Consider the following 22519-nt stretch of genomic DNA (forward strand, 5'->3'; position numbering starts at 1 on the left):
GGGCGCATGGACAGGAGGCCGCACCGCGCCCATGACATCCGCGCAACCCCTCACCCTTCCGCTGGAAGGCATGACCTGCGCCGCCTGCGCCACGCGCATCGAAAAGGTGCTGAACCGCCTACCGGGGGTCACCGCGTCGGTCAATTTCGCCGCCGCGACCGCCACGGTGGAGCGCGCGGACCAGACCACGCCGGTCGATGCGATCGTCGGCACGATCCGCAAGGCGGGTTTCGACGTACCAACCCGCCATATCGCCCTGGCGATCGCGGGCATGAGCTGCGCCGCCTGCGCCACCCGCATCGAGAAGGTGCTGAACCGTCTGCCGGGGGTCACGGCGCAGGTCAGTTTTGCCGGCGAGCGGGCGGAGATCGATTATCTGCCCGGCCTGGCCGACCCGGCCACCCTGATCCGACAGGTGGAAAAGGCCGGTTACAGCGCCACCCTGCCCCGCGACTCCAACGATGCGGCCAAGGACGATGCAGCCCGCAGGCGCACCGCCTGGCGGCGGCAGGTGGGGCTTTTCGCGCTGTCATTCGTCCTCACCCTGCCGCTGCTGGCCGGCATGGTGACGATGGCGGCCGGTTGGCCCGACCTGTTGCCGATGTGGGTGCAATGGCTGCTGGCCACACTGGTCCAGTTCATCTGCGGCCGGTCGTTCTATCGCCAGGCGTGGAACGCGCTGCGCGGCGGCGGTGCCAACATGGATGTGCTGGTGGTGCTGGGTACCAGCGTCGCGTGGCTGTCCAGCACCGCGACCTTGCTGCTGGGCCTGTCCGGGCCGTTCTATTTTGAATCGGGCGCCACCGTCATCACCCTGGTCCTGCTGGGCCGCCTGATGGAAAGCCGGGCCCGCCACCGCACGCGCGAAGGGGTCGAACGGCTGCTGCGCCTGCAACCGCAGATCGCGCATGTCGTGGTGGACGGTGCCGTCGAAGACCGGCCGGTGGAGAGCCTGCGCGTGGGCGATGTGTTCGTGGTCCGTCCCGGCGAGAGCATCCCCGTGGACGGCACGATCCTGGATGGGCAGTCGGACATCGACGAATCGATGCTGACTGGCGAACCCGTCCCCGTGGCCAAGGGCACCAACGATCCGGTCTCGGGCGCCACCATCAACCGCGACGGCGTGTTGCATGTCCGCGCCCGGCGCGTGGGAGCAGACACGACCCTGTCGCGCATTGTCCGCATGGTGCAGCAGGCACAGGGCAGCAAGGACCCGGTGCAGCATCTGGTGGACCGGGTTTCTTCCGTCTTCGTGCCGGCGGTACTGGTTGTCGCCGCCATTACCTTCGCCACCGGCTGGGTGCTGACCGGCCATCCGGCCGGCGCGCTGACCGGCACGATCGCCGTCTTGGTCATCGCCTGCCCTTGTGCGCTGGGGCTGGCGACGCCGACGGCAATTATGGTGGGGACCGGCCTGGGCGCACGGGCCGGGCTGCTGTTCCGCAATGCCGAGGCGCTGGAACGCGTCCACAGGATCACCACCCTGGTGCTGGACAAGACCGGCACCCTGACCGAGGGCCAACCGGGCGTGACCGACATCGTGCCGGCCCCCGGCGTGCCCGTCGAGGCCTTGCTCTCTGCCGCACTGGCGCTGGAAGAGAATTCCGAACATCCGCTGGCGCGGGCCATCGTTGCCCATGCCCTTGCCGCCGGCGCCGCCCCCGCCCCGATCCGCGCGGTTCGTGCCCTGCCCGGCCGTGGCATCGAAGGCGAGAGCGGGGAGACGTCCGGCGGCACCCTGCGCCTGGGCTCGGCCCGTTTCCTGACGGAAGCCGGCTGTGATCCCGACAGCGCCACCGTCGAACGACTGGAACAGGAGGGGAAGACGGTGATCGGCGTCGCGCGCGAGACCAGTCTGCTGGGCCATATCGCGCTTGCGGACCAGATCCGGCCCGATGCCGCCGAAAGCCTGGCCGCGCTACGCGCACGCGGCATTCGCCTGGTGATGCTGACCGGTGACAATCCCCGCACCGCTGCTGCCGTAGCCAGCCGGCTGGGGCTGGATGACGTGATCGCCGGTGTGCTGCCCAAGGGCAAGGCGCAGGAGATCGCGCGCCGCCGCGCGCCGGGGCAGCTTGTGGGAATGGTAGGCGACGGCATCAATGACGCTCCGGCGCTGGCGGCGGCGGATATCGGCATTGCCATGGGCAGCGGGTCGGACATCGCGCTGGAAACCGCCGACGTGGTGCTGATGCGCGGCGAACTGCGGGGGCTGGTCGATGCGATGGACCTCTCCCGCGCGACCCTGGCCAAGGTGCGGCAGAATCTGTTCTTCGCGTTTGTCTACAACGTCATCGGCATTCCACTGGCGGCATTGGGCTGGCTGAACCCGGCTCTGGCGGGGGCCGCGATGGCCGCCAGTTCGGTCTCGGTGGTCTCGAACGCCCTGCTGCTCAATCGCTGGAAGCCGTCCTTGCGCCGGCCCGGGCCCGCGCATAGCTGAAAGACATGGCGACCCAGCCCCATAAGGAGACAGGACAATGGAAACACTCACGCTGAACATCACGGGCATGACCTGCAATGGCTGCGTCACGTCGGTAAAAAACGCACTGGAACGGACCGACGGCGTCAGCGCCGCCGATGTCACGCTGGAACCCGGCCGCGCCAAGGTCAGCTACGACCCGGCCTTTACCTCACCCGCCGCCCTGCGCATGGCCATCGAGGATGCCGGGTTCGAAATCGCAGCCTGATTTTCTCAAAAAAGGGCGGCGTAGGCTTCGGGTTTGAACCCCACGGTCAGCGCGCCGTCCACATCCAGCACGGGCCGCTTGATCATGGAAGGCTGGGCCAGCATCAGTGTGACGGCTCGCGCCCCGTTCAGATCGGCCTTGTCGGAATCGGGCAGCTTGCGGAAGGTAGTGCCAGAACGGTTCAGCAGGACCTCCCATCCGACCTGCCGGACCCAGCCTTCGATTACCGGGCGCGCGATACCGCCGCCCTTGTAGTCATGGAATGCGTAGGCCACGCCATGTGCGTCCAGCCAAGCTCGCGCTTTCTTCATCGTGTCGCATGATTTGATACCGTAAATCGTGACCGAGCGTACCATGCCGCCTTCCCTCTTCATCCCGCCGGAACCGGGCCGGCTGCCGCTGGTCGTGACGGACCGCGCCTGCCCGGCATCGACACTTTGAAAACAGTCTCTTAATATCACTTCCAAAGCCGCGCCAAATCGGATGAGAGAGCAGGAACAGACATGATGGCACCCCGAAACACGCGTCACCTCCTCCACCGCCTGTCGCGGTCCGCGCGGCTGCTGCCCGTCGCAGCCCTGGCGCTGGCCATGCCGCTGCGCGCCCATGCCCAGGCCTCGGTCATCACCGGCAACCAGGTCACCCAGGCAACGGTGGAGACAATCGACCCGGCCTCGGGCGAGGTCCTGCTGCGCGATGCCGATGGCGGGCTGATCACGGTCGATATTCCTCGTTCTGTGCACAACCTGCCCCATATCCAGCCGGGCGACCGGATCAATATCCGTTTCTTCCAGACTATCGGCGCCGACGTTGTGCCCGCCGACACGCCCCCGCCGGAATCGACCGTGACCTCGGCCCATGGCGTGACCAACCGCCACCCCCATGGCATGATGGTCTCCTTCCGCCGCAAGCGGGTGCGCATTGCGGCGGTCGATGCGGCGCATAACGTCGTCACGACCATTGGCCCGGCCGATGCCACCCAGACAATCACCGTCCACACCAAGACCATGCAAGCCCTGCTGCCGACCCTGAAGGTGGGCGACACTGTCGACGTGACGACGATGGACGCCGTGTCGTTCGAAGTCCTGAACCGCGTCGTCACGCCGTCGACCACCGTGCATGAGGGCACGGGCACCACTGGCGCATCCGGTACCCCCACGGGCCACTGAGCGCACGTTTTTTCCAGCGCCTGCCGTCACGCGCCGCATCCCGGCGCCCCGGCAGGCGTTTTGATTGCGCTCCATAATGATGCCACGCCTGCATGGGACGGAGGCACAGCGCCCACAGGGAAGGAAACACAGGAATGGTGACGATCAGCCCACTGGCCGGCAAACCGGTTCCGCTCTCGCGTCTGATTGATGTCGCGAAACTGACCGCGGCCTACTACGATCTGAAGCCCGATCCGGCCATCGCCGCGCAGCGCGTCGCATTCGGCACCTCCGGCCATCGTGGCTCGCCATTCCATACCAGCTTCAACGAAGACCATATCCTCGCCGTCAGCCAGGCGGTGTGCGACTACCGGGCCTCGGCCGGCATCGACGGGCCGCTTTTCATCGGTATCGACACCCATGCGGTCTCGAAACCCGCCCTCGCCTCGGCGCTGGAAGTCTTCGCCGCCAACGGGGTGGAAACCTTCATCGACGCGCAGGGTGGTTACACCCCGACGCCGGTGATCTCCCACGCCATCCTGACCTACAACCGGGGGCGTACCAGCGGCCTGGCTGACGGCGTCGTTATCACCCCGTCACACAATCCGCCGGAAGACGGAGGCTATAAATACAACCCGCCCCATGGCGGGCCGGCCGATACCAACATCACGAAGATCGTCGAGCGCGCGGCCAATGATTTCCTCGCTGCCGAGCTGGCTGGCGTGCGCCGCATCCCGCACGAACAGGCGCTGCGCGCCGCCTGCGTGCATCGGCACGACTACATTACCCCCTATGTCGCGGATCTGGGCGCCGTGCTGGACATGGAGGCCATTCGCGCCTCCGACGTCGCGATCGGCATCGACCCGCTAGGCGGGGCGGCCGTCGCCTACTGGCAGCCGATCATCGAGCACTATCGCCTGAACGCCACGGTGGTCAGCACCGTGGTCGACCCCACCTTCTCGTTCATGACAGCCGACTGGGACGGGCAGATCCGCATGGACTGCTCATCGCCCTATGCCATGGCACGCCTGATCGAACTGGGCAGCCGTTTCGATGTGGCCTTCGCCAACGATACCGATGCCGACCGGCATGGCATCGTCGCCGGCACCGAGGGGCTGATGAACCCGAACCATTATCTGGCCACCGCCATCGACTATCTGTTCGCCAACCGTCCGGGCTGGAGCCCTCAGGCGGCCATCGGCAAGACGGTGGTCAGCAGCAGCCTGATCGACCGCGTCACCACCCGGCTGGGTCGCAGGCTGGTCGAGGTTCCCGTGGGTTTCAAATGGTTTGTAGATGGGCTAATTGATGGGGGATTCGGCTTCGCGGGCGAGGAAAGCGCCGGCGCGTCGTTCCTGCGCAAGGACGGCACGGCCTGGACCACCGACAAGGACGGCATCATCCTTGGCCTGCTTGCTGCCGAGATCACCGCCCGCACCGGCCATAATCCGGGCGTCGCCTATCGCAGGCTGACCGCCGAACTCGGTACGCCCTATTACGCGCGAATCGACGCCCCCGCCACGGCGCCACAGAAGGCGCTGCTGAAATCGCTGACGCCCGAGCAGGTCGGGCTGCACGAGCTGGGCGGCGAACCGATCCGCGCCACGCTGACCCGCGCGCCGGGCAACGATGCCGAAATCGGCGGGCTGAAAGTGGTGGCGGATAATGGCTGGTTCGCCGCCCGCCCCTCGGGCACCGAGGATGTCTACAAGATCTACGCCGAGAGCTTTGTCAGCGACGATCATCTGCACCGCATCCAGGATGAGGCAACGACCGCCATATCCGCCCTGTTCGCGGCCAACGCGGCGCCGTAATACAAGCGGGGTGAGGCGCCAGCCTTGCGGCTGGCGTTTCCCCTATTTCTTCCCGTCACCGAAGATCGCGACATGCGACACGCCGTCGCGCCCCACCCAGGCACGGTACATGCCGCTGGTGTTGAAGGGCATCGCGATATCGCCCTGGGCATCGACCAGGATCGCACCACCATCGCCACCCAGCGCCGGAATTTCGTGGTTGATGACATCCTGCGCCGCATGAGCCAGCGCTTCATGCATCGCGGTCACGCGCATGCAGATCTCATGCGCGGCGACGGTGCGGATATAGAACTCGCCCCATCCCGTCCCGGACATGGCGCAGCCGGCATTGGCGTAGGTCCCGGCCCCGATCAGCGGCGAATCGCCCACCCGGCCCCATAATTTGTCGGTCATGCCACCAGTCGATGTTCCGGCGGCCAGATGGCCCTCGCGATCCAGCGCGACCGCGCCGACGGTGCCGAAATGCCGGTCGGTCGTCTCGTCGGCATGCTGGCTGTGCGCCGCGTCCTCCTTGAGTGCCTTCTGCAGCTGGTCCCATCGATGCTGGGTCCAGAAATAGGACGAATCCACCAGCGGAATCTTCTGGGTCTGGGCGAAAGCCTCCGCCCCCGCGCCGATCAACAGCACATGCTTAGACTGTTCCATGACCGCCCGGGCCAGCGTGATCGGATTGCGTACATGCTGCACGCCGGCAACCGCTCCCGCCTGGAGCGTCGCGCCGTCCATAATCGCGGCATCCATCTCGTTATGCCCGTCATGCGTAAAGACGGCGCCCTTGCCGGCATTGAAATTCGGATCGTCCTCCAGCACCCGGATGGCCGCAACCACGGCGTCCTTCGCCGGCTGCCCGGCCTTCAACGCCGCGTATCCGGCCTGCAACGCACGCGCCAGCGCCGCCTTCACGATCTGCTGGCGTTCGGCAGACATGTCGGCCTTGATCACCCCGGCGCCGCCATGGATCACCATCACCGGCACCGTATCGGCCCGCGCCTGCCCACCAGACCACAGGCAAGTCGCCAACGCCCCGACCGCCGCCATTACCTTCGGCCCGATTCTTCTTCCGTTCATTTATTACCTCGCTGTTTGGCGGCACGGTATCATCGGAACCGAAACGAACAAGGGTCTCGTTCTTTTTTTTAAAAAAGAACCAAAAAACTTCTGATCCATTCAGGAGGCTTGTGCTGGGGACATACGATGCCCCTGAACGCATAAAAGTCTTTTTGCTTCTTTTTCTTCAGAAAAAGAAGACCTTCTCTTCATCCGCCCAACCGCTGGATGCGCCGTGCCTCCCGCGCATGATCGCGCAGGATGTCGCCCAGATTGGCCAATAGCGGCACCCCGTCCGACACCAGCACCTTCCCGTTGACGATGGTGGTGCCAGCCACTGCGGGCGCGCAGCGCAGCCACGCCTCGACCGGATCGCTCAGCGCGCCGGCGGCCGCGACCTCGGACATCGACCAGATGATCAGGTCGGCGCAAGCGCCGGGCCGCAAATGTCCGATCTCATCCTCCCAGCCCAGGCAGGCGGCGCCGCCGCGCGTCGCCATGTCCAGCGCGTCACGCGCCGACATGGCATGCGGACCATGCCGGAACCGTCCCAGCAGCATTGCCATGCGGGTTTCTAGCCACATCGACGCATGGTCGGTCGAGGCCGAACCGTCGCAGCCCAGCCCGACACGCATGCCGCGCCGCCGCATGTCCATCGCATCGGCCGTGCCGCCGCCGATCATCATATTGGAGCATGGACATTGCGCCGTGCAGACCCCGGCATGGGCCAGCCGGTCGATCTCGTCACCCGTGGGGTAGATATAATGCGCGACCCACGAACGCGGGCTGGCCCAGCCGACACGCTCGAAATACTCCGTCGGCGTGCAGCCGTAGATTTCGGCGCAATAGCTGTCTTCGTCAGGATCTTCCGCCAGATGGGTATGCAGGCGCAGATCGTGCTTGTCCGCCAGGCGCGCGGATTCCACCATGATCCGTTCCGACACGCTGAACAGTGAACAGGGCGCCAGCGCCACCCGCCCCATCGCGCCCGGTGTGGGGTCATGGAAGGCCGCCACCAGCCGTTCGCTGTCGGCCAGGATCGTATCCTCGTCCTGCACCACCGACGCGGGCGGCAGGCCACCATCCTCGACCGAACGCGTCATCGACCCGCGCGTGGCATGGAAACGGAACCCGATATCGCGCGCCGCGCGAAACTGCGCGTCGATTAGGAACGGCCGGGGATGGACATACATATGGTCCATCGAGGTCGTGCAGCCACCCATCAGCAATTCGACCATGGCGACAGAAGTCGATAGATAGACCGACTCCGCATCCAGATCGGCCCAGAGCGGATACAGGCCCTTGAGCCATTCGAACAGCGTGCCGTTCGTCACCGGCGCATAGGCCCGGGTCAGGTTCTGGTACATATGGTGATGCGCATTGACCAGTCCGGGCGTGACCAGCCGCCCGTGGGCCGAGATCACAGACTTTGCCGCCGGCGCATCCTCGGCCCGATCGCCGATGGCATGGACGCGGCCGTCCTTGACGGCCAGCCAGCCATTCGCGACTTCCCAGTCGCGATCAATGTAAAGATAAGCATCCCTGATCAACAGATCGACCGTCATGACGGCTCCCCCGGTACCGAATGTCAGGGCGGTGACCACCCTGTCGCGATGAAGCCCTGTCCCGGAGGTGCGAAGTCCGGATCGTCATCAAGTTCGGTACTGAACGGGCGAGGATCAGAAGTTTTTACCAGCGGACGGCCGCAATGGCCAGACATTCCAGCAAGCTTTCCACACACCCGATCCACGGCCCGTCTTGTCGTGCGCACGGTCGCATGATCAGAATGCCGGCCCCTGGCGAGATGGCGCGGATCGGCACGTCTGCCCGGGATATAATGTGGAGCAGGATATGGCCGACAGATTTCCGACCCTCTGGTTTCGGGACAAGACCGGCCTTCTTCTCGCTCTTCTCGGGTCTTTCTCTCTTCCCTTCCACGCCGCGCAGGCCGAAAGCGCTACCCCGACCTTCCAGATCGTCGAGAGCGTGCCGGAAGAAACCATCTATGGCGAACCGGGTGTCCCGCGTACCCAGCCGGTATGGCTGGACATGATCCGCCATGCCAGCCGAACGATCGATGTGGGGCAGTTCTATATCGCCGATCGTCCCGGCCGCGCGATGTCGGCGGTCCTTCAGGCACTGATCGAGCGCGCCAATGCCGGCATCCACATCCGTCTGATCGTGGATGACAGTTTCCTGAAGGAAACCGCACCGGTTCTGGAGCGGCTGAAGCCCATCCCCAACATCCAGATCGAGACCCTGCCCACGCATCGTCTGACGGGCGGCGTGCTGCATGCCAAGTTCATGGTCATCGACGGGCGGCAGGTCTTCGTCGGCAGCCAGAACTGGGATTGGCGGGCGCTGGAGGAAATCCATGAGATCGGGGCCGCGATCGACGATACCGCCATTGCCGGAAGCTTCGAGACGGCATTCGACACGCTCTGGGCGCTGGGGAGCGGCCGCACCCTGCCCGAGGCGCGCATGCAGCCGCCAGCCGACCGGCCGGTCGCGACCCAGTTTGCCCCCGTTACGCTGCGCGATCCGGGCGGCGAAAGCGTGATCGCCTTCCCCGCCTTCAGTCCGCCGATGATGATGCCGGTTACACTGACGGCGGAAGAACCGTCACTGATCACGATGATCCACGCAGCCCGGCACGTCTTCCGGCTTCAGGTGCTGACGCTGAGCGCCCTGAAACATTACGGACCGAAAGGATACTGGCCCGAGCTGGACACAGCCTTGCGCGATGCGGCAGCCCGTGGGGTGTCGGTGCAGATCATCGTGTCGAACTGGGCGCTGAACGAGCCGATGCAATCCTATCTGAAGAGCCTGGCTGCGATGCCGAACATTGACGTGAAATTCAGCACCATTCCACAGGCCAGCACCGGCTTCATCCCGTTCGCCCGCGTCGAGCATTGCAAATATGCCGTTGCCGACGACGATGCTGTCTATGTCGGCACCGGCAATTGGGAATGGAGCTATTTCAACACCACCGTCGACGCATCGATCTTCGTCCACGGCCACAACCCGGCCGCGACCCTGAACCGGATCTTCACGCGCGACTGGACCGGCCCCTACGTCACCACGATCGCGCCCGGCGCACATTATACGCCTATCAAGCCGGGCTAAGAGGCAGAGTCGTCCGCCGTCCTGTTCCCCCTGCCACCTGTCATGCTCGGCAGAACATCGTCGCGCAGCAGCAACCCATGCATCAGCGCCGCTGCGAGATGGACCAGGACGACGCCGAACAGGATGAGCGCCAGCCATGTATGCAGACGGAGCAATGTCGCGAACAGGGCCGGATCGTGCGGCAGGATCGGCGGCAGGACAAAGCCCGACCACATCTCCACCGGATAGGCCCCAGCCGACAACATGCCCCATCCCACCAGCGGCAACGCGATCATCAGGGCATAGAGCACGATATGCGACAGCCGCGCCGCCAGGCGCAGGACCGGCGGCAATGTGTTCGGCAATGGCGGGACCCGGATCAGCCAGCGATTGACCAGCCGGACCACAGCCAGCAGCAGAATACTGATCCCCAGCGGGCGATGCAGATCGACCAGCCGGTGATAGGCCGGCTCCACGGTCGTCACCATGATGATGCCGATGAACAGCATCGCCAGAATCATCGCGGCCATCAGCCAGTGCAGGATACGGGCGAAAAGGGAAAAATGCTCGACCGGATGCATCATGGTTCTCCCGGCCGGATATCGGCCCCGCTGATTGCGCTCGCCGTTTCCGGCTCTCCTGACCGCAAGGCAAAGGAGCGAGCATAGACCGCCGATCGCGCGGCGGGGATGGGATCGTCGGAAGGTGCGATTCCCTCGGGCAGGATCAGCGGGTCGTACGTAATGCCCTTGCAGGGGCCGCCATCCTCGCTCTCAGCCCGAACCAGTGTCAGGGTTCCTGCATCGACCTGCCGACGGCCGGCCGACCAGGCCACGGTCGGATCGGCCGTGACATCCCCGGCCCCGCCGACGGTCACGACCAGGTGCCAGCGCAACGGCCCGCGCGCCAATGCTTCGATCAGATCATGAAACAGGTAATCGCGCCCCACCCCGGGCCCGGCGGGCGGGCGCGCCGCCTGCTCGGGAACCATTGCCCACCGCACGGGGGTGGTCGTGCCCTCCCCATTGATGAACGTGAAACTGTCGAGGCTGTTATAGGTATCGTCCGCGAAACCCGAGGTCAGGGCGCGTGTCTTCAGCAACGCCAGCGCCTGCTGCGTTTCCGGATGCCGTGCCAGAAAGGCTGCCATGCGTGACGGATCGGGCCCATGCGTCTGCGGATCGGGGCGCGATGCCAGCAGGAAATCATTGAACTCAGCCGCATTGCGAACTGGAAAGACAGGGATATCGTTGATCCCCATACGCCATTCGCCGCCATGCGCCGGCATGATCCTCAACGCGAGGCTGCGGACCTTCTCCGGTTCGTCATCCTGAAAGGGCATCCCGCCGGCCAGCGCGAACCGGCCGACGACCGGCGAACGACTTCTGAACAGCACAGCACGGGAAAGCGATGCCGCCTCCCCGCTGCCCTCGAACCAGCCTGTCACGCAGACGCCCTTGGCATGGTTGCGCCGAAAGCCCGGATGCGGCCCATCGACCAGCCCGAATGTTCGCATGAACGTCCCGGAGGTCAGGCGGCCAGGCACCAGCCATCCAGCCGCCAGAGCGAACGCCAGCGCAAGCAGGGTAGGCGCCGCGCATACCGCCGCCAGCCGGAGCCATCCCCCTTTCTCCGCCAGCGTCTCGCGTATCGTTGCCATCATGATGCATGCTTCCCTGCAATCTGAGGGCAAACGCCGCCGCATGATCATTATTCCAGTGGAGACAATTTATTTTCGCGCTGTCCTGCCGCCTGGATTGAGGCCCCGGCGTAAAGCATCCCTCTCACGCCAGACAAGGAACTGTCCCCTGTCCGATCCGTTCAGACATAAAAAAACCCGGCCGAGAGGCCGGGTCTTTTCATCAAGCCGGGGCGCTGAACTTACGCCGCCAGCCCTTCGTCCGAAACGACTTCCGGACGCGGGCCGCTATCCTGGCCCTTGGCGGACACATCGCGGTCCACCAGTTCGATCACCGCCATGTCGGCAGCGTCGCCATGACGGATACCCGCGCGGAGAACCCGAATATAGCCGCCATTGCGGGCCTTGTAGCGATCCGCCACCGCCGCGAACAGCTTGGAGACGATCACGTCGTCACGGAGCTGCGCATAAGCCTGACGGCGGGCGTGCAGATCGCCGCGCTTGCCGAGCGTGATCAGCTTCTCGACCACCGGGCGAAGTTCCTTCGCCTTGGGCAGAGTCGTGGTGATCTGCTCGTGCTTGATCAGCGCGACAGCCATGTTGCGGAACATGGCGGCGCGATGGGTGGAGGTAACGCCGAGCTTCCGGCCGGCAACACCGTGACGCATGATAAAGTCTTCCTGTCTTTCCGGTCAGAAGGGCTCGTCGAGCCTCTTGGCCAGGTCTTCGATATTTTCCGGCGGCCAGGCCGGGACGTTCATACCAAGGGACAGCCCCATCGAGGTCAGGACTTCCTTGATCTCGTTCAGGGACTTGCGGCCGAAATTCGGCGTCCGCAGCATCTCCTGCTCGGTCTTCTGCACCAGATCGCCAATATAGACGATATTGTCGTTCTTCAGGCAGTTGGCACTGCGGACCGACAGTTCCAGTTCGTCGACCTTGCGCAGCAGGTTCCGATTGAACGGCAGATCGTCCTGCGGCTCTTCGGTCCGGACCGGGCGCGGCTCGTCGAAATTGATGAACAGCTGCAGCTGGTCCTGCAGGATCCGGGCGGCCAGGGCCACCGCATCCTCGGGCGTCACCGCGCCATTCGTCTCGACCGTCAGCAGAAGCCGGTCATAGTCGGTCACCTGGCCCACGCGGGTCGGCTCGACCTTGTAGGACACGCGCTGCACGGGCGAGTAGATGGCATCCACCGGAATCAGGCCGATCGGCGCGTCCTCGGGGCGGTTGGCCGCCGCGGGAACATAGCCCTTGCCGAGATTGACGGTAAATTCCATCCCGAACTTCACGCCCTCGTCGAGGGTGCAGATCACGAGATCGGGGTTCATCACCTCGATATCGTGGCCGGTCTGGATCTGGCCCGCGCGCACTTCGCCCGGCCCGGTGGCCGTCAGCACCATGCGCTTCGGGCCCTCGCCATGCATCCGCAGCGCGAGCTGCTTGATGTTCAGCACAATGTCCGTCACATCCTCACGGACGCCGGCCACCGACGAGAACTCATGCAGCACGCCGTCGATCTGGATCGCCGTCACCGCCGCCCCCTGCAGGGAGGACAGCAGCACGCGCCGGATGGCATTGCCGAGCGTCATGCCGAAGCCACGCTCGAGCGGTTCCGCCACCACAGTCGCTGTGCGCAACGGCTGCCCGCCCGGCTCGACTTCCAGCTTCTCCGGCTTGATCAGAGATTGCCAGTTTTTCTGGAGGACCAAGGTGATGGCCTTTCAAAACTGATCTGCACCAAGGCAGATGGCACCCGTGCGAACGGGTGCCGGATGACACTCAACCCCGCCGGCGCAAGAGCCGGCGGAAAACGAATCCGAGCCTGACGATCAGACGCGACGGCGCTTACGCGGACGGCAGCCGTTATGCGGCACCGGCGTCATGTCGCGGATCGAGGTGATCGCGAAACCGACCGCCTGCAGCGCGCGCAGTGCGCTCTCACGCCCCGAACCCGGACCCGACACTTCGATCTCCAGCGTCTCCATGCCGTGCTCGCGCGCCTTGCGGCCCGCATCCTCGGCCGCGACCTGCGCCGCGTACGGAGTGGATTTGCGCGAGCCCTTGAAGCCCTGGGCACCAGCGGAAGACCACGCGATCGCGTTGCCCTGGGCATCGGAGATCGTGATCATCGTGTTGTTGAAGGTGGAGAGCACATGCGCCACCCCCGAGATAATGTTCTTCCGCTCTTTCTTCCGAATACGCGGAGCAGCAGCCTTCGCCATAGTCTTCCTGGTCCTGTCTGTTCATCAACGCGAGCCGTGCCGGATGCCCCTGGAACATCGTAACCGGGGGCACCCCGCACTGGCCGCGAATGCGGCTGGAGCCGCTTAGCGGGTAGCCTTCTTCTTACCGGCGATTGCCACCGCCTTACCCTTGCGGGTACGGGCGTTGGTGTGCGTCCGCTGGCCACGAACCGGAAGACCGCGACGGTGACGCAGGCCACGGTAGCAACCCAGGTCCATCAGACGCTTGATGTTCATCGCCACTTCGCGACGCAGATCGCCTTCAACCCGATATTCGCTGTCGATCAGCTCACGGATCTTCAGGATCTCGTCGTCCGACAGCTCGTTCACCCGGCGCTCGGCCGGAATCTCGAGCTGCTGGCAGATCTGCTCGGCCTTGGTCGGGCCAATGCCATAAATATAACGCAGGCCAATCGTCACCCGCTTGTTGGTTGGGATGTTCACGCCGGCAATACGCGCCACGCCACTTACTCCTCGTCCGCCCGCGTCACTCGGGCCCTTAAGATCGTCGCCGGGGCTTTTCCACACCACCGGCTAGCCGGAGCGTCGTGAACGTGCCGGCACCGCCGGTCAACCCCATCATCAATCGGATTCGTGATCTCTGCTCTTCGTGCCAGCAGGACACGGGAGCCGATACCTTGAGGGCGCGCAATATACCCGCGCACCCTTGAGAGTCAATGAATAACGATCACTTCTTTGTGATGCCATCCATGATTTTGAAGACCTGCTCCGTCACCGTGTCGATGTCGGCCATGCCGTCCACCGGGCACAGGCGGCCCTCGGCCTCGTAATACGGCAGGATAGGCGCTGTCTGCTCCCGATAGGCTGCCAGCCGGGCCGCCACGGTCTCACGCCGGTCATCCTCGCGGCGGACAAAATAATGCCCACCGCAGACGTCGCAGGTGCCTTCGACCTTCGGCTTCTTGAACAGGTCGTTATATCCGGCCCCGCAGGTCCCGCAGGTAAAGCGGCCCGCGATCCGGTCCGCCAGCGCGTTTTCGTCGACCTCGAGAAACAGCACGACGTCGATTCGCGCCCCGCGCCGCTTGAGCATCGAATCCAGCGCCGCCGCCTGCCCCGCCGTCCGGGGGAATCCATCCAGAATGAATCCCTTGGCACAGTCGGGCTGCGCGATCCGCGATTCGAGCATCGCGATGATCACGTCATCGGGAACAAGCTGTCCCGAGTCCATCAGCGCCTTCGCTTCCTTCCCGATCGGAGTCCCTGCCGCGACCTCGGCCCGCAGCATGTCTCCAGTCGAGATCTGGGCGATCCCGTAGCGTGCCTCCAGCCGCTTGGACTGGGTTCCCTTGCCGGCCCCCGGGGGGCCAAGAAATATGACGTTCACCGCCCTCTGCCTTTCCCACGCGCCCGCCGCATCAGCCCCTGGTACTGGTGAGCCACCAGGTGGGACTGGATCTGCGTCACGGTGTCGATGGTCACCGACACGATAATGATCAAGCTGGTCCCGCCGAAATAGAACGGCACGTTATAGTGACTGATTAGGACCTGCGGCAGCAGACATACCGCCACCAGATAGGCAGCGCCGATGGTCGTCAGTCGCGTCAGGATCCGGTCGAAATAGGCCGCCGTGTTCGCACCCGGCCGGATACCCGGGATGAACCCACCCTGCTTGCGCAGATTGTCGGCCGTCTCCTGCGGGTTGAACGTCACAGCCGCATAGAAATACGAAAAGAAGACGATCATGGCGGCATAGAACAGCATGTAGAGCGGCTGCCCCTGCCCCAGTTCCTGCCCCAGGAACGAAAGCCATCCAGGCATCGACGCGCTGTTCATGAACCCCGCGATCGTCACGGGAATCAGCAGCACCGAGGATGCGAAGATCGGCGGAATCACACCGGCGGTATTTACCTTCAGCGGCATGTGGGTCGAGTCGCCGCCATAGATGCGCTGGCCGACCTGCCGCTTGGGATACTGGATCACCACCCGGCGCTGCGCCTGCTCCATGAAGACGATGAAGGCGATGGTCACCGCCGCCAGCACCAGGAACACCAGCACGAAGAACGGCGACAGCGCGCCCGTATAGCCAAGCTGGAACAGGCTCGCCAACGCATGCGGCAGGTTGGCGACGATACCGGCGAAGATGATCAGCGAAATGCCGTTGCCCACCCCGCGCGAAGTAATCTGCTCGCCCAGCCACATCAGGAACATCGTGCCGCCCAGCAGCGTCACCACGCAGGAGACGATGAAGAACAGGCCGGGCGCGATCACCGCCGAACCGGCGGCGCTGTGCATGTTCTCCAGCCCCACGGCAATGCCATAGGCCTGAAACAGCGCGATCAGCACCGTCAGGTAGCGTGTATATTCATTGAGCTTGCGCCGCCCCTGCTCGCCTTCCTTCTTCAGGTTTTCAAGCGAGGGAATCGCCGAGGACATCAGCTGCACGATGATCGATGCACTGATATACGGCATGATGTTCAGGGCGAAGACGGTCATGCGACCGAGCGCACCGCCGGTGAACATGTCGAACATTCCCAGGATACCGCCCTGGTGCTGCGCCAGAAGCTGGCCCATGACCGTCGCGTCGACGCCGGGAACCGGAATGTAGGTCCCCAAGCGGTAGACGATCAGCGCCCCCAGGGTGAACCAGATTCGTTTCTTCAGTTCCGTCGCGTTGGCGAAGGAGCTGAAATTCAGATTGGCAGCCAGCTGCTCGGCCGCGGAGGCCATGCGCCCGTCCCTTTCAACAACAACAGCGTCACCGCACGAAACGGGACGCTGTCATGACACATCTGCAAAGAGTGTAAGGCGTCGCCTTGCATCAGCGCAAGAGACAACGCCGGCAGAACACATCCTGTCGGATGGCGCCGGTCCGGGATGGCATGGCAGGCACGCCACCCCGGAACCGTCATCAAGCCGAGGCCGCGGCCTCGTCCTGCGCACCGGCGACCCGGACGGTCCCACCGGCCTTCTCGACCGCCGCAATCGCGGTGGCGGAGGCGCCGGAGACCTCGATGGTCACGGCACGGGCCAGTTCGCCCTTGGCCAGCAGGCGGACGCCGGCGAACTTGCCGGAGCCAACCAGACCGGCCGCGCGCAGAACATCCTCGGTCACGGTCGCACCGGCGTCGATCTTGCCGGCCTCGATCGCCTGGTCCAGCGCGCCCAGATTCACCGGGGCGAAGACCTTGCGGAAGATGTTCTTGAAGCCACGCTTCGGCAGACGGCGATACAGCGGCAGCTGACCACCCTCGAAGCCGTTGAGGGACACACCCTCACGCGCCTTCTGGCCCTTCACGCCCTTACCCGACGTCTTGCCCTTGCCGGACCCGATGCCGCGACCCAGACGCTTCTTGCGGTAACGCGAGCCCGCGTTATCGCGCAGTTCGTTGAGGTTCATCTCAATCCTCCACCTTCACGAGGTGGGCCACCTTGGTGATCATGCCGCGAACCGAAGGTGTATCCTCCAGTTCCCGCGTGCGGCCGATCTTGTTCAGGCCCAGCCCGACCAGCGTCGCCTGCTGGCCCGGCTTGCGGCCGTTGCCCGACGCCACCTGCGTGACGCGGACGGTCTTGCCTTCAGACATCAGCGCTCACCTCCGCGGCACCAGCCACCTCGCGGCGACCCAGGATGTCGGACACCTTTTTGCCGCGACGGTTGGCAACCGAACGCGGGCTGGCGCAACGCTCCAGCGCGGCGAAGGTCGCCTTGACCATGTTGTGCGGGTTGCGGGTTCCGAGCGACTTGGCCACCACGTCGTTGATGCCCAGGCTCTCGAACACGGCGCGCATCGGACCACCGGCGATGATACCCGTGCCGGCGTCAGCCGAACGAAGCACCACCTTGCCAGCGCCGAAATGACCGGTCACGTCATGATGGAGGGTACGGCCCTCCTTCATCGGAACGCGGATCATCGCGCGCTTCGCCCGATCGGTCGCCTTGCGGATCGCCTCGGGCACCTCGCGGGCCTTGCCGGCACCGAAGCCGACACGACCCTTCTGGTCACCCACCACGACAAGCGCGGCAAAGGCGAAGCGACGGCCGCCTTTTACGACCTTCGCAACACGGTTGATCGTGACCAGCTTGTCGACGAGATCGTCGCCCTCGCGCTCACGCTCGCGGCCACCCCGGCCGCCTTCTCTCGGTTCACGTGCCATTGCGTGCCCCTTTCCTTAGAAGGCGAGACCACCCTCGCGGGCAGCCTCCGCCAGGGCCTTGATACGCCCATGATACAGATACGAACCGCGGTCGAAAACGACCTGCGTCACACCGGCCGCCACCGCGCGCTCGGCAACCAGCTTGCCAACCGCCGTCGCTGCGTCTGAATCGGCACCGGTCTTCAGCTGCTCGCGCAGCGCCTTGTCCAGGCTCGAAGCGGCGGCAAGGGTACGCCCGGCGGCATCGTCGATGACCTGGGCGTAGATGTTCTTGCCTGACCGGAACACCGACAGGCGCGGACGCCCGCCGCCCTTGCGGCGAAGCTGGAAGCGCAGACGCTGACGCCGACGCTCCCGCAGATCCTGCTGCGTGCTCATTACTTCTTCTTGCCTTCCTTGCGACGGATGGTCTCGGTGTCGTAGCGGACACCCTTGCCCTTGTAGGGCTCGGGCTTGCGGAAGCTGCGGATATCCAGCGCAACCTGACCGACCCGCTGCTTGTCCACGCCTTCGACCACGATGGCGGTCGGACGCGGCGTCGAGATCTTGATGCCCGGCGGAATCGCATAGACGATGTCATGCGAATAGCCGAGGTTCATGACCAGGTTGCTGCCCTGCACGGCGGCGCGATAGCCGGTGCCGGTCACTTCCAGGGTCTTGGAGAAGCCCTCGGACACGCCCTTGACCATGCTGGCCACCAGCGCGCGCGTCGTGCCCCACATCATGCGGGCCTGCGCGGCGCTGCCAACCGGACGGACCGCGACCTTGTTGTCGGCGATCTCAGTTTCGACATGCGAAGACAGCGGCAGCTTCAGCTCGCCCAGCTTGCCCTTGGCCACGAACACGCCATCGACGATCGAAACCTGGACGCCCGACGGAATTTCGACGGGATATTTGCCTACACGCGACATGTATCCCTCCTCAGAACACGCGGCAGAGGACCTCGCCGCCAACATTGGCAGCGCGGGCTTCCGCATCGGACAGGACGCCACGCGGCGTCGACAGGATCGATACGCCGAGGCCGGCATAGACCCGCGGCAGTTCCTTGATCTTCGAGTAGACCCGGCGGCCCGGCTTGGACACGCGATGGATCTCCTTGATGACCGGCTCGCCATCCAGGTATTTCAGCTCGATGCGCAGCTGGGCAATGCCCTTACGCACCTCTTCCTGGGCGTAGCCACGGATATAGCCCTCGCGGCGCAGGGCCTCGAGAACATTGGCGCGCAGCTTGGAAGCCGGCGCGACACAGGCCGCATGACGCGCGCGCTGCGCGTTGCGGATCCGGGTGAGCATATCACCCAACGGATCAGAAAGTGACATCGTTCCCTGCCCTTACCAGCTCGACTTGACCATGCCAGGGATCTGGCCACTGGAAGCCAGATCGCGCAGCGCGATACGGCAGAGTTCGAACTTCCTGTAATTGGCGCGCGAACGCCCGGTCAGCTTGCACCGCAGACGCACGCGAACGCGCGAACCATTGCGGGGAAGCTCTGCGAGTTTCAGAGTTGCCTCGAACCTGTCCTCGACCGGAAGCGTCCGGTCCATGACAATGTTCTTGAGCGCAATCCGCTTAGCCTTGTCCCGGGTTGCCATGCGCTGACGCTTGGCATTCCGGTTAACGGCGGAGATCTTGGCCATGCCTTGTTCTACCCTCCGGAACCTGTCGGGCCATCCCGACGGTTTTCCAAACAACGTGTCTAATAGGTCTTCTGACCTTTGGGCGGAAGCCCCAATCGCCGCAATTAAGCAGCGAAGGGCAGATCAAACGCCTTCAGAAGAGCCTTCGCTTCCGCATCCGTCTTCGCACTGGTGACGAAGATGATGTCCATGCCACGGATATCGTCGACCTTGTCGTACTCGATTTCCGGGAACACGATCTGTTCCTTCATGCCCATGGCGAAGTTGCCGTGGCCGTCGAAACCCTTGTTGCCGGGCAGACCGCGGAAATCGCGGACGCGCGGCAGCGTGATGGTCACCAGACGGTCGAGGAATTCGTACATCTGGGCGCGGCGCAGGGTCACCTTGCAGCCGATCGGCAGGCCCGCACGGATCTTGAAGCCGGCGATCGCCTTCTTGGCGACCGTCTTGACCGGCTTCTGTCCGGCGATCAGCGTCAGCTCGGCAACGGCGGCATCCAGCTTCTTCTGGTCGCCCGCGGCCTCACCAACACCCATGTTGATGACGATCTTCTCGAGATGCGGAACCTGCATCACGTTCTTGTAGCCGAACTCTTCGCGCAGCTTCGCGCGCAGCTCGTCCTGATAACGCTTCTGCAGACGCGGCACCGAGCGGGTGGCTTGTACTTCAGACATCCGCGCCTCCTCAGCCTTCGATGACTTCGCCGGTCGCCTTGGCGACGCGGACCTTGCGGCCGTCTTCCAGCACGCGGAAACCGACGCGCGTCGGCTTGCCGCTCTTGGGATCGACCAGCTTCAGGTTCGACAGGTGGATCGGCATCTCCTTCTCGATGATGCCTCCCTGCTCACCCATGCGGTTCGGGCGCGTGTGGCGCTTGGCCACCGCTGCACCGCGCACCACGGCCTTGTTGTCACCGGGCAGAACCGACAGCACCTCGCCGCGGACGCCTTTGGAAGACCCGGTGGTAACGACGACCTGGTCGCCCTTCCTGATACGCGCGGCCATTACAGCACCTCCGGTGCCAGCGAGATGATCTTCATGAACTTGCGCGCACGCAGCTCACGGACAACCGGCCCAAAGATGCGGGTGCCGATCGGCTCCTGCTGCTTGTTGATCAGGACGGCCGCGTTCCGGTCGAAGCGGATGGCACTGCCATCGGGACGACGCACGGGGTAGGAAGTGCGCACGATCACCGCCTGGTGAACGTCGCCCTTCTTGACCTTGCCGCGCGGGATCGCTTCCTTGACGGACACGACGATCACGTCGCCGACCGAGGCAGTCTTCCGCTTGGAACCGCCCAGCACCTTGATGCACTGCACCTGACGCGCGCCCGAATTATCGGCGACGTCCAGGTTGGTCTCGGGATGGATCATAACCTATGCCCTTCTTACGCCTGCGCGCCGGACTCGACGCCGGCGGCGCCCAGCGGGGCACCGTTACGGACGATCACGGTCCAGGTCTTGCGCTTGGAGATCGGCTTGCATTCTTCAATGCGCACCGTGTCGCCAACCTTGCACTCGTTCTGCTCATCATGCGCCGCATACTTCTTCGAGCGGCGGATGAACTTCTTATACAGCGGGTGGATGACGCGACGATCGACAAGGACGGTCACCGTCTTGTCCATCTTGTCACTGGTCACCCGTCCGCTCAGGACGCGCCTCGGCATCGCCCGTCTCCCTTCAGGACTTCGCGGCCGACGCGTCCGCGCCGGCTGCACTCTTCTTCAACGCCTCGGACGCGATCGTCTTCAGACGGGCGATCTCACGACGCACCGTACGAACACGCGCCTGTCCTTCATTCTGGCCGGTCGCGCGCTGGAACCGCAGGTTGAACTGCTCGCGCTTCAGGTCAATGAGAAGCGCCTCCAGTTCTTCCGCGGTCTTGGCACGCAGATCGGCCGGCTTCGTTGCCTTTGCCATATCTCACGCCTCTCCGATGCGGGTCACGAACTTGGTCTTGATCGGCAGCTTCGCAGCGCCCAGCGCCAGCGCTTCACGCGCCAGTTCCGGCGAAACGCCTTCGATCTCGAACAGGATACGACCCGGTTTCACACGGGCCACCCAATATTCCGGCGACCCCTTGCCGGAGCCCATACGCACTTCGGCGGGCTTTGTCGAGACCGGAAGATCGGGGAAAATCCGAATCCAGACGCGACCGGCACGCTTCATCGCGCGGGTGATGGCCCGGCGGGAGGCCTCGATCTGCCGGGCGGTGACCCGCTCCGGCTCCAGGGCCTTCAGGCCGAACGCACCGAAATTCAGTGTCGTTCCGCCCTTCGCCAGCCCATGAATGCGGCCCTTGTGGGCCTTGCGGTACTTTGTCCGCTTGGGAGAAAGCATTGTTCTAAATCCTCACGCGCCGCCTGGCGCCGTTCTAGATCCTTAGGTCCCGCGTCTTAGCGCTGCGGGGCCTGCTCGGCGGCGCGACGATCCTGCGCCAGCGGGTCCTGGGCGAGGATCTCACCCTTGAAGATCCAGACCTTCACACCGCAGGTGCCATAGGTGGTCTTCGCCGTGGCCACGCCATAATCGATGTCCGCGCGCAGCGTGTGCAACGGCACCCGCCCTTCGCGATACCACTCGATACGCGCGATCTCGGCCCCGCCCAGACGGCCGGAGCAGTTGATCCGGATACCCTGAGCGCCCAGACGCATCGCCGACTGCACGGCGCGCTTCATGGCGCGGCGGAAGGCCACGCGGCGCTCCAGCTGCTGGGCAATGTTCTCGGCCACCAGCGTCGCGTCGATCTCGGGCTTGCGGATCTCGACGATGTTCAGCGCAACGTCGGTCTTCGCCATACGGGTCAGATCCTTGCGCAGGACGTCGATATCCTGGCCCTTCTTGCCGATCACGACACCCGGACGGGCGGCATAGATCGTCACGCGGGGCTTCTTCGCCGGACGCTCGATCACCACGCGCGACACGCCGGCGCCCGACAGCTTGCGTCGCAGGTGCGAACGCAGCTTCAGATCGTCATGCAGCAGGCGCGAATAGTCCGCGCCGGCATACCAGCGGCTGTCCCAGGTGCGGTTGATGCCGAGCCGCAGCCCGATCGGATTGACTTTATGTCCCAT

Annotated in this window: 30 protein-coding genes; 5 read left to right on the forward strand and 25 right to left on the reverse strand. The window is 64.6% G+C overall.

Annotated features, from left to right (window positions below; translation table 11 throughout):
* The first annotated feature begins 31 nt into the window (after positions 1-31).
* Together HLH35_RS00900 and HLH35_RS00905 are read left to right on the forward strand one after the other, a co-directional pair.
* A complete protein-coding gene (locus HLH35_RS00900) occupies positions 32-2443 on the forward strand; it encodes a heavy metal translocating P-type ATPase (protein ID WP_182977363.1) in 2412 nt (803 codons plus the stop codon).
* A 37-nt stretch (positions 2444-2480) separates the two neighbouring features.
* Positions 2481-2690 (forward strand): heavy-metal-associated domain-containing protein, encoded by a 210-nt coding sequence (locus tag HLH35_RS00905; RefSeq protein ID WP_182977364.1) that lies wholly within the window; start codon positions 2481-2483, stop codon positions 2688-2690.
* A gap of 5 nt (positions 2691-2695) precedes the next feature.
* Here HLH35_RS00905 and HLH35_RS00910 read toward each other — a convergent pair whose 3' ends face one another.
* Positions 2696-3046, reverse strand: a complete 351-nt coding sequence (locus tag HLH35_RS00910; RefSeq protein WP_182977365.1) for an ArsC family reductase — start codon at positions 3044-3046, stop codon at positions 2696-2698.
* 147 nt (positions 3047-3193) lie between these two features.
* Between HLH35_RS00910 and HLH35_RS00915 the strand changes: the two genes are divergently transcribed.
* Positions 3194-3859, forward strand: a complete 666-nt coding sequence (locus HLH35_RS00915) for a preprotein translocase subunit YajC (protein ID WP_246384748.1) — start codon at positions 3194-3196, stop codon at positions 3857-3859.
* Between the two features lie 134 nt (positions 3860-3993).
* Positions 3994-5652, forward strand: a complete 1659-nt coding sequence (gene pgm, locus HLH35_RS00920) for a phosphoglucomutase (alpha-D-glucose-1,6-bisphosphate-dependent) (RefSeq protein ID WP_182977366.1) — start codon at positions 3994-3996, stop codon at positions 5650-5652.
* A 42-nt stretch (positions 5653-5694) separates the two neighbouring features.
* Here the strand turns inward: pgm and HLH35_RS00925 are convergent, their stop codons facing one another.
* Together HLH35_RS00925 and HLH35_RS00930 are read right to left on the reverse strand one after the other, a co-directional pair.
* Positions 5695-6720, reverse strand: coding sequence for an isoaspartyl peptidase/L-asparaginase family protein (locus tag HLH35_RS00925; protein WP_220790481.1), 1026 nt, complete (start codon positions 6718-6720; stop codon positions 5695-5697).
* Between the two features lie 188 nt (positions 6721-6908).
* Entirely contained in the window at positions 6909-8264 is a 1356-nt protein-coding gene (locus HLH35_RS00930; protein ID WP_182977367.1) for an 8-oxoguanine deaminase, read from the reverse strand.
* Between the two features lie 286 nt (positions 8265-8550).
* On the opposite strand from HLH35_RS00930, the gene HLH35_RS00935 reads away from it, so the two are divergent.
* Positions 8551-9825, forward strand: coding sequence for a phospholipase D-like domain-containing protein (locus tag HLH35_RS00935; protein WP_182977368.1), 1275 nt, complete (start codon positions 8551-8553; stop codon positions 9823-9825).
* On the opposite strand, the gene HLH35_RS00940 is transcribed toward HLH35_RS00935, so the two are convergent.
* The 22 genes from HLH35_RS00940 to rpsC all read right to left on the reverse strand — a co-directional run bounded on the left by HLH35_RS00940 (position 9822) and on the right by rpsC (position 22519).
* Positions 9822-10388: a cytochrome b gene (locus HLH35_RS00940; RefSeq protein WP_246384749.1), complete on the reverse strand. Its 567-nt coding sequence runs from the start codon at positions 10386-10388 to the stop codon at positions 9822-9824. The genes HLH35_RS00935 and HLH35_RS00940 overlap by 4 nt on opposite strands.
* A complete protein-coding gene (locus HLH35_RS00945; protein WP_182977369.1) occupies positions 10385-11467 on the reverse strand; it encodes a catalase family peroxidase in 1083 nt (360 codons plus the stop codon). Before HLH35_RS00945 ends, HLH35_RS00940 begins: the two co-directional genes overlap by 4 nt.
* A 218-nt stretch (positions 11468-11685) precedes the next feature.
* Positions 11686-12111 carry a 50S ribosomal protein L17 gene (gene rplQ, locus HLH35_RS00950; RefSeq protein ID WP_182966078.1) on the reverse strand — a complete coding sequence of 142 codons (426 nt, stop codon included), beginning with the start codon at positions 12109-12111 and terminating at the stop codon, positions 11686-11688.
* 24 nt (positions 12112-12135) lie between these two features.
* Positions 12136-13155, reverse strand: a complete 1020-nt coding sequence (locus HLH35_RS00955) for a DNA-directed RNA polymerase subunit alpha (protein WP_114727510.1) — start codon at positions 13153-13155, stop codon at positions 12136-12138.
* Positions 13156-13275: 120 nt separating this feature from the next.
* The gene (gene rpsK / locus HLH35_RS00960) at positions 13276-13668 is read right to left on the reverse strand and encodes a 30S ribosomal protein S11 (protein ID WP_182966076.1); all 393 of its coding nucleotides are present in this window, start codon (positions 13666-13668) and stop codon (positions 13276-13278) included.
* A 105-nt stretch (positions 13669-13773) separates the two neighbouring features.
* On the reverse strand, positions 13774-14151 hold the full coding sequence (gene rpsM, locus HLH35_RS00965; protein WP_114727509.1) for a 30S ribosomal protein S13: 378 nt from the start codon (positions 14149-14151) through the stop codon (positions 13774-13776).
* A gap of 226 nt (positions 14152-14377) precedes the next feature.
* Positions 14378-15037, reverse strand: a complete 660-nt coding sequence (locus tag HLH35_RS00970; RefSeq protein WP_182977370.1) for an adenylate kinase — start codon at positions 15035-15037, stop codon at positions 14378-14380.
* A complete protein-coding gene (secY, locus tag HLH35_RS00975) occupies positions 15034-16380 on the reverse strand; it encodes a preprotein translocase subunit SecY (protein ID WP_182977371.1) in 1347 nt (448 codons plus the stop codon). Before secY ends, HLH35_RS00970 begins: the two co-directional genes overlap by 4 nt.
* 181 nt (positions 16381-16561) lie before the next feature.
* Entirely contained in the window at positions 16562-17050 is a 489-nt protein-coding gene (rplO, locus tag HLH35_RS00980) for a 50S ribosomal protein L15 (protein WP_182977372.1), read from the reverse strand.
* Between the two features lies 1 nt (position 17051).
* Positions 17052-17237, reverse strand: coding sequence for a 50S ribosomal protein L30 (gene rpmD / locus HLH35_RS00985; RefSeq protein ID WP_114727505.1), 186 nt, complete (start codon positions 17235-17237; stop codon positions 17052-17054).
* The gene (gene rpsE, locus HLH35_RS00990; RefSeq protein ID WP_182977373.1) at positions 17230-17808 is read right to left on the reverse strand and encodes a 30S ribosomal protein S5; all 579 of its coding nucleotides are present in this window, start codon (positions 17806-17808) and stop codon (positions 17230-17232) included. The genes rpmD and rpsE overlap by 8 nt, the downstream gene beginning before the upstream one ends.
* 15 nt (positions 17809-17823) lie before the next feature.
* Positions 17824-18186 (reverse strand): 50S ribosomal protein L18, encoded by a 363-nt coding sequence (gene rplR / locus HLH35_RS00995; protein WP_114727503.1) that lies wholly within the window; start codon positions 18184-18186, stop codon positions 17824-17826.
* Positions 18186-18719 (reverse strand): 50S ribosomal protein L6, encoded by a 534-nt coding sequence (gene rplF, locus HLH35_RS01000; protein WP_182977374.1) that lies wholly within the window; start codon positions 18717-18719, stop codon positions 18186-18188. The genes rplR and rplF overlap by 1 nt, the downstream gene beginning before the upstream one ends.
* A 10-nt stretch (positions 18720-18729) precedes the next feature.
* Positions 18730-19128, reverse strand: coding sequence for a 30S ribosomal protein S8 (gene rpsH, locus HLH35_RS01005; RefSeq protein WP_182949557.1), 399 nt, complete (start codon positions 19126-19128; stop codon positions 18730-18732).
* Positions 19129-19140: 12 nt separating this feature from the next.
* On the reverse strand, positions 19141-19446 hold the full coding sequence (rpsN, locus tag HLH35_RS01010) for a 30S ribosomal protein S14 (protein ID WP_114727500.1): 306 nt from the start codon (positions 19444-19446) through the stop codon (positions 19141-19143).
* A 104-nt stretch (positions 19447-19550) separates the two neighbouring features.
* Positions 19551-20120, reverse strand: coding sequence for a 50S ribosomal protein L5 (gene rplE / locus HLH35_RS01015; protein ID WP_182966065.1), 570 nt, complete (start codon positions 20118-20120; stop codon positions 19551-19553).
* A gap of 10 nt (positions 20121-20130) precedes the next feature.
* Positions 20131-20451, reverse strand: coding sequence for a 50S ribosomal protein L24 (gene rplX, locus HLH35_RS01020; protein ID WP_182966062.1), 321 nt, complete (start codon positions 20449-20451; stop codon positions 20131-20133).
* Positions 20451-20819, reverse strand: a complete 369-nt coding sequence (gene rplN, locus HLH35_RS01025) for a 50S ribosomal protein L14 (protein ID WP_042059420.1) — start codon at positions 20817-20819, stop codon at positions 20451-20453. Before rplN ends, rplX begins: the two co-directional genes overlap by 1 nt.
* Before the next feature lie 14 nt (positions 20820-20833).
* Positions 20834-21112, reverse strand: coding sequence for a 30S ribosomal protein S17 (rpsQ, locus tag HLH35_RS01030; RefSeq protein ID WP_182966061.1), 279 nt, complete (start codon positions 21110-21112; stop codon positions 20834-20836).
* Positions 21113-21125: 13 nt separating this feature from the next.
* On the reverse strand, positions 21126-21365 hold the full coding sequence (gene rpmC / locus HLH35_RS01035) for a 50S ribosomal protein L29 (RefSeq protein ID WP_182966059.1): 240 nt from the start codon (positions 21363-21365) through the stop codon (positions 21126-21128).
* Positions 21366-21368: 3 nt separating this feature from the next.
* Positions 21369-21785, reverse strand: a complete 417-nt coding sequence (gene rplP, locus HLH35_RS01040; protein ID WP_114727495.1) for a 50S ribosomal protein L16 — start codon at positions 21783-21785, stop codon at positions 21369-21371.
* A 56-nt stretch (positions 21786-21841) separates the two neighbouring features.
* Entirely contained in the window at positions 21842-22519 is a 678-nt protein-coding gene (gene rpsC / locus HLH35_RS01045; protein ID WP_182966057.1) for a 30S ribosomal protein S3, read from the reverse strand.

This window comes from Gluconacetobacter asukensis (assembly GCF_014174375.1).
GTDB lineage: Bacteria > Pseudomonadota > Alphaproteobacteria > Acetobacterales > Acetobacteraceae > Gluconacetobacter > Gluconacetobacter asukensis.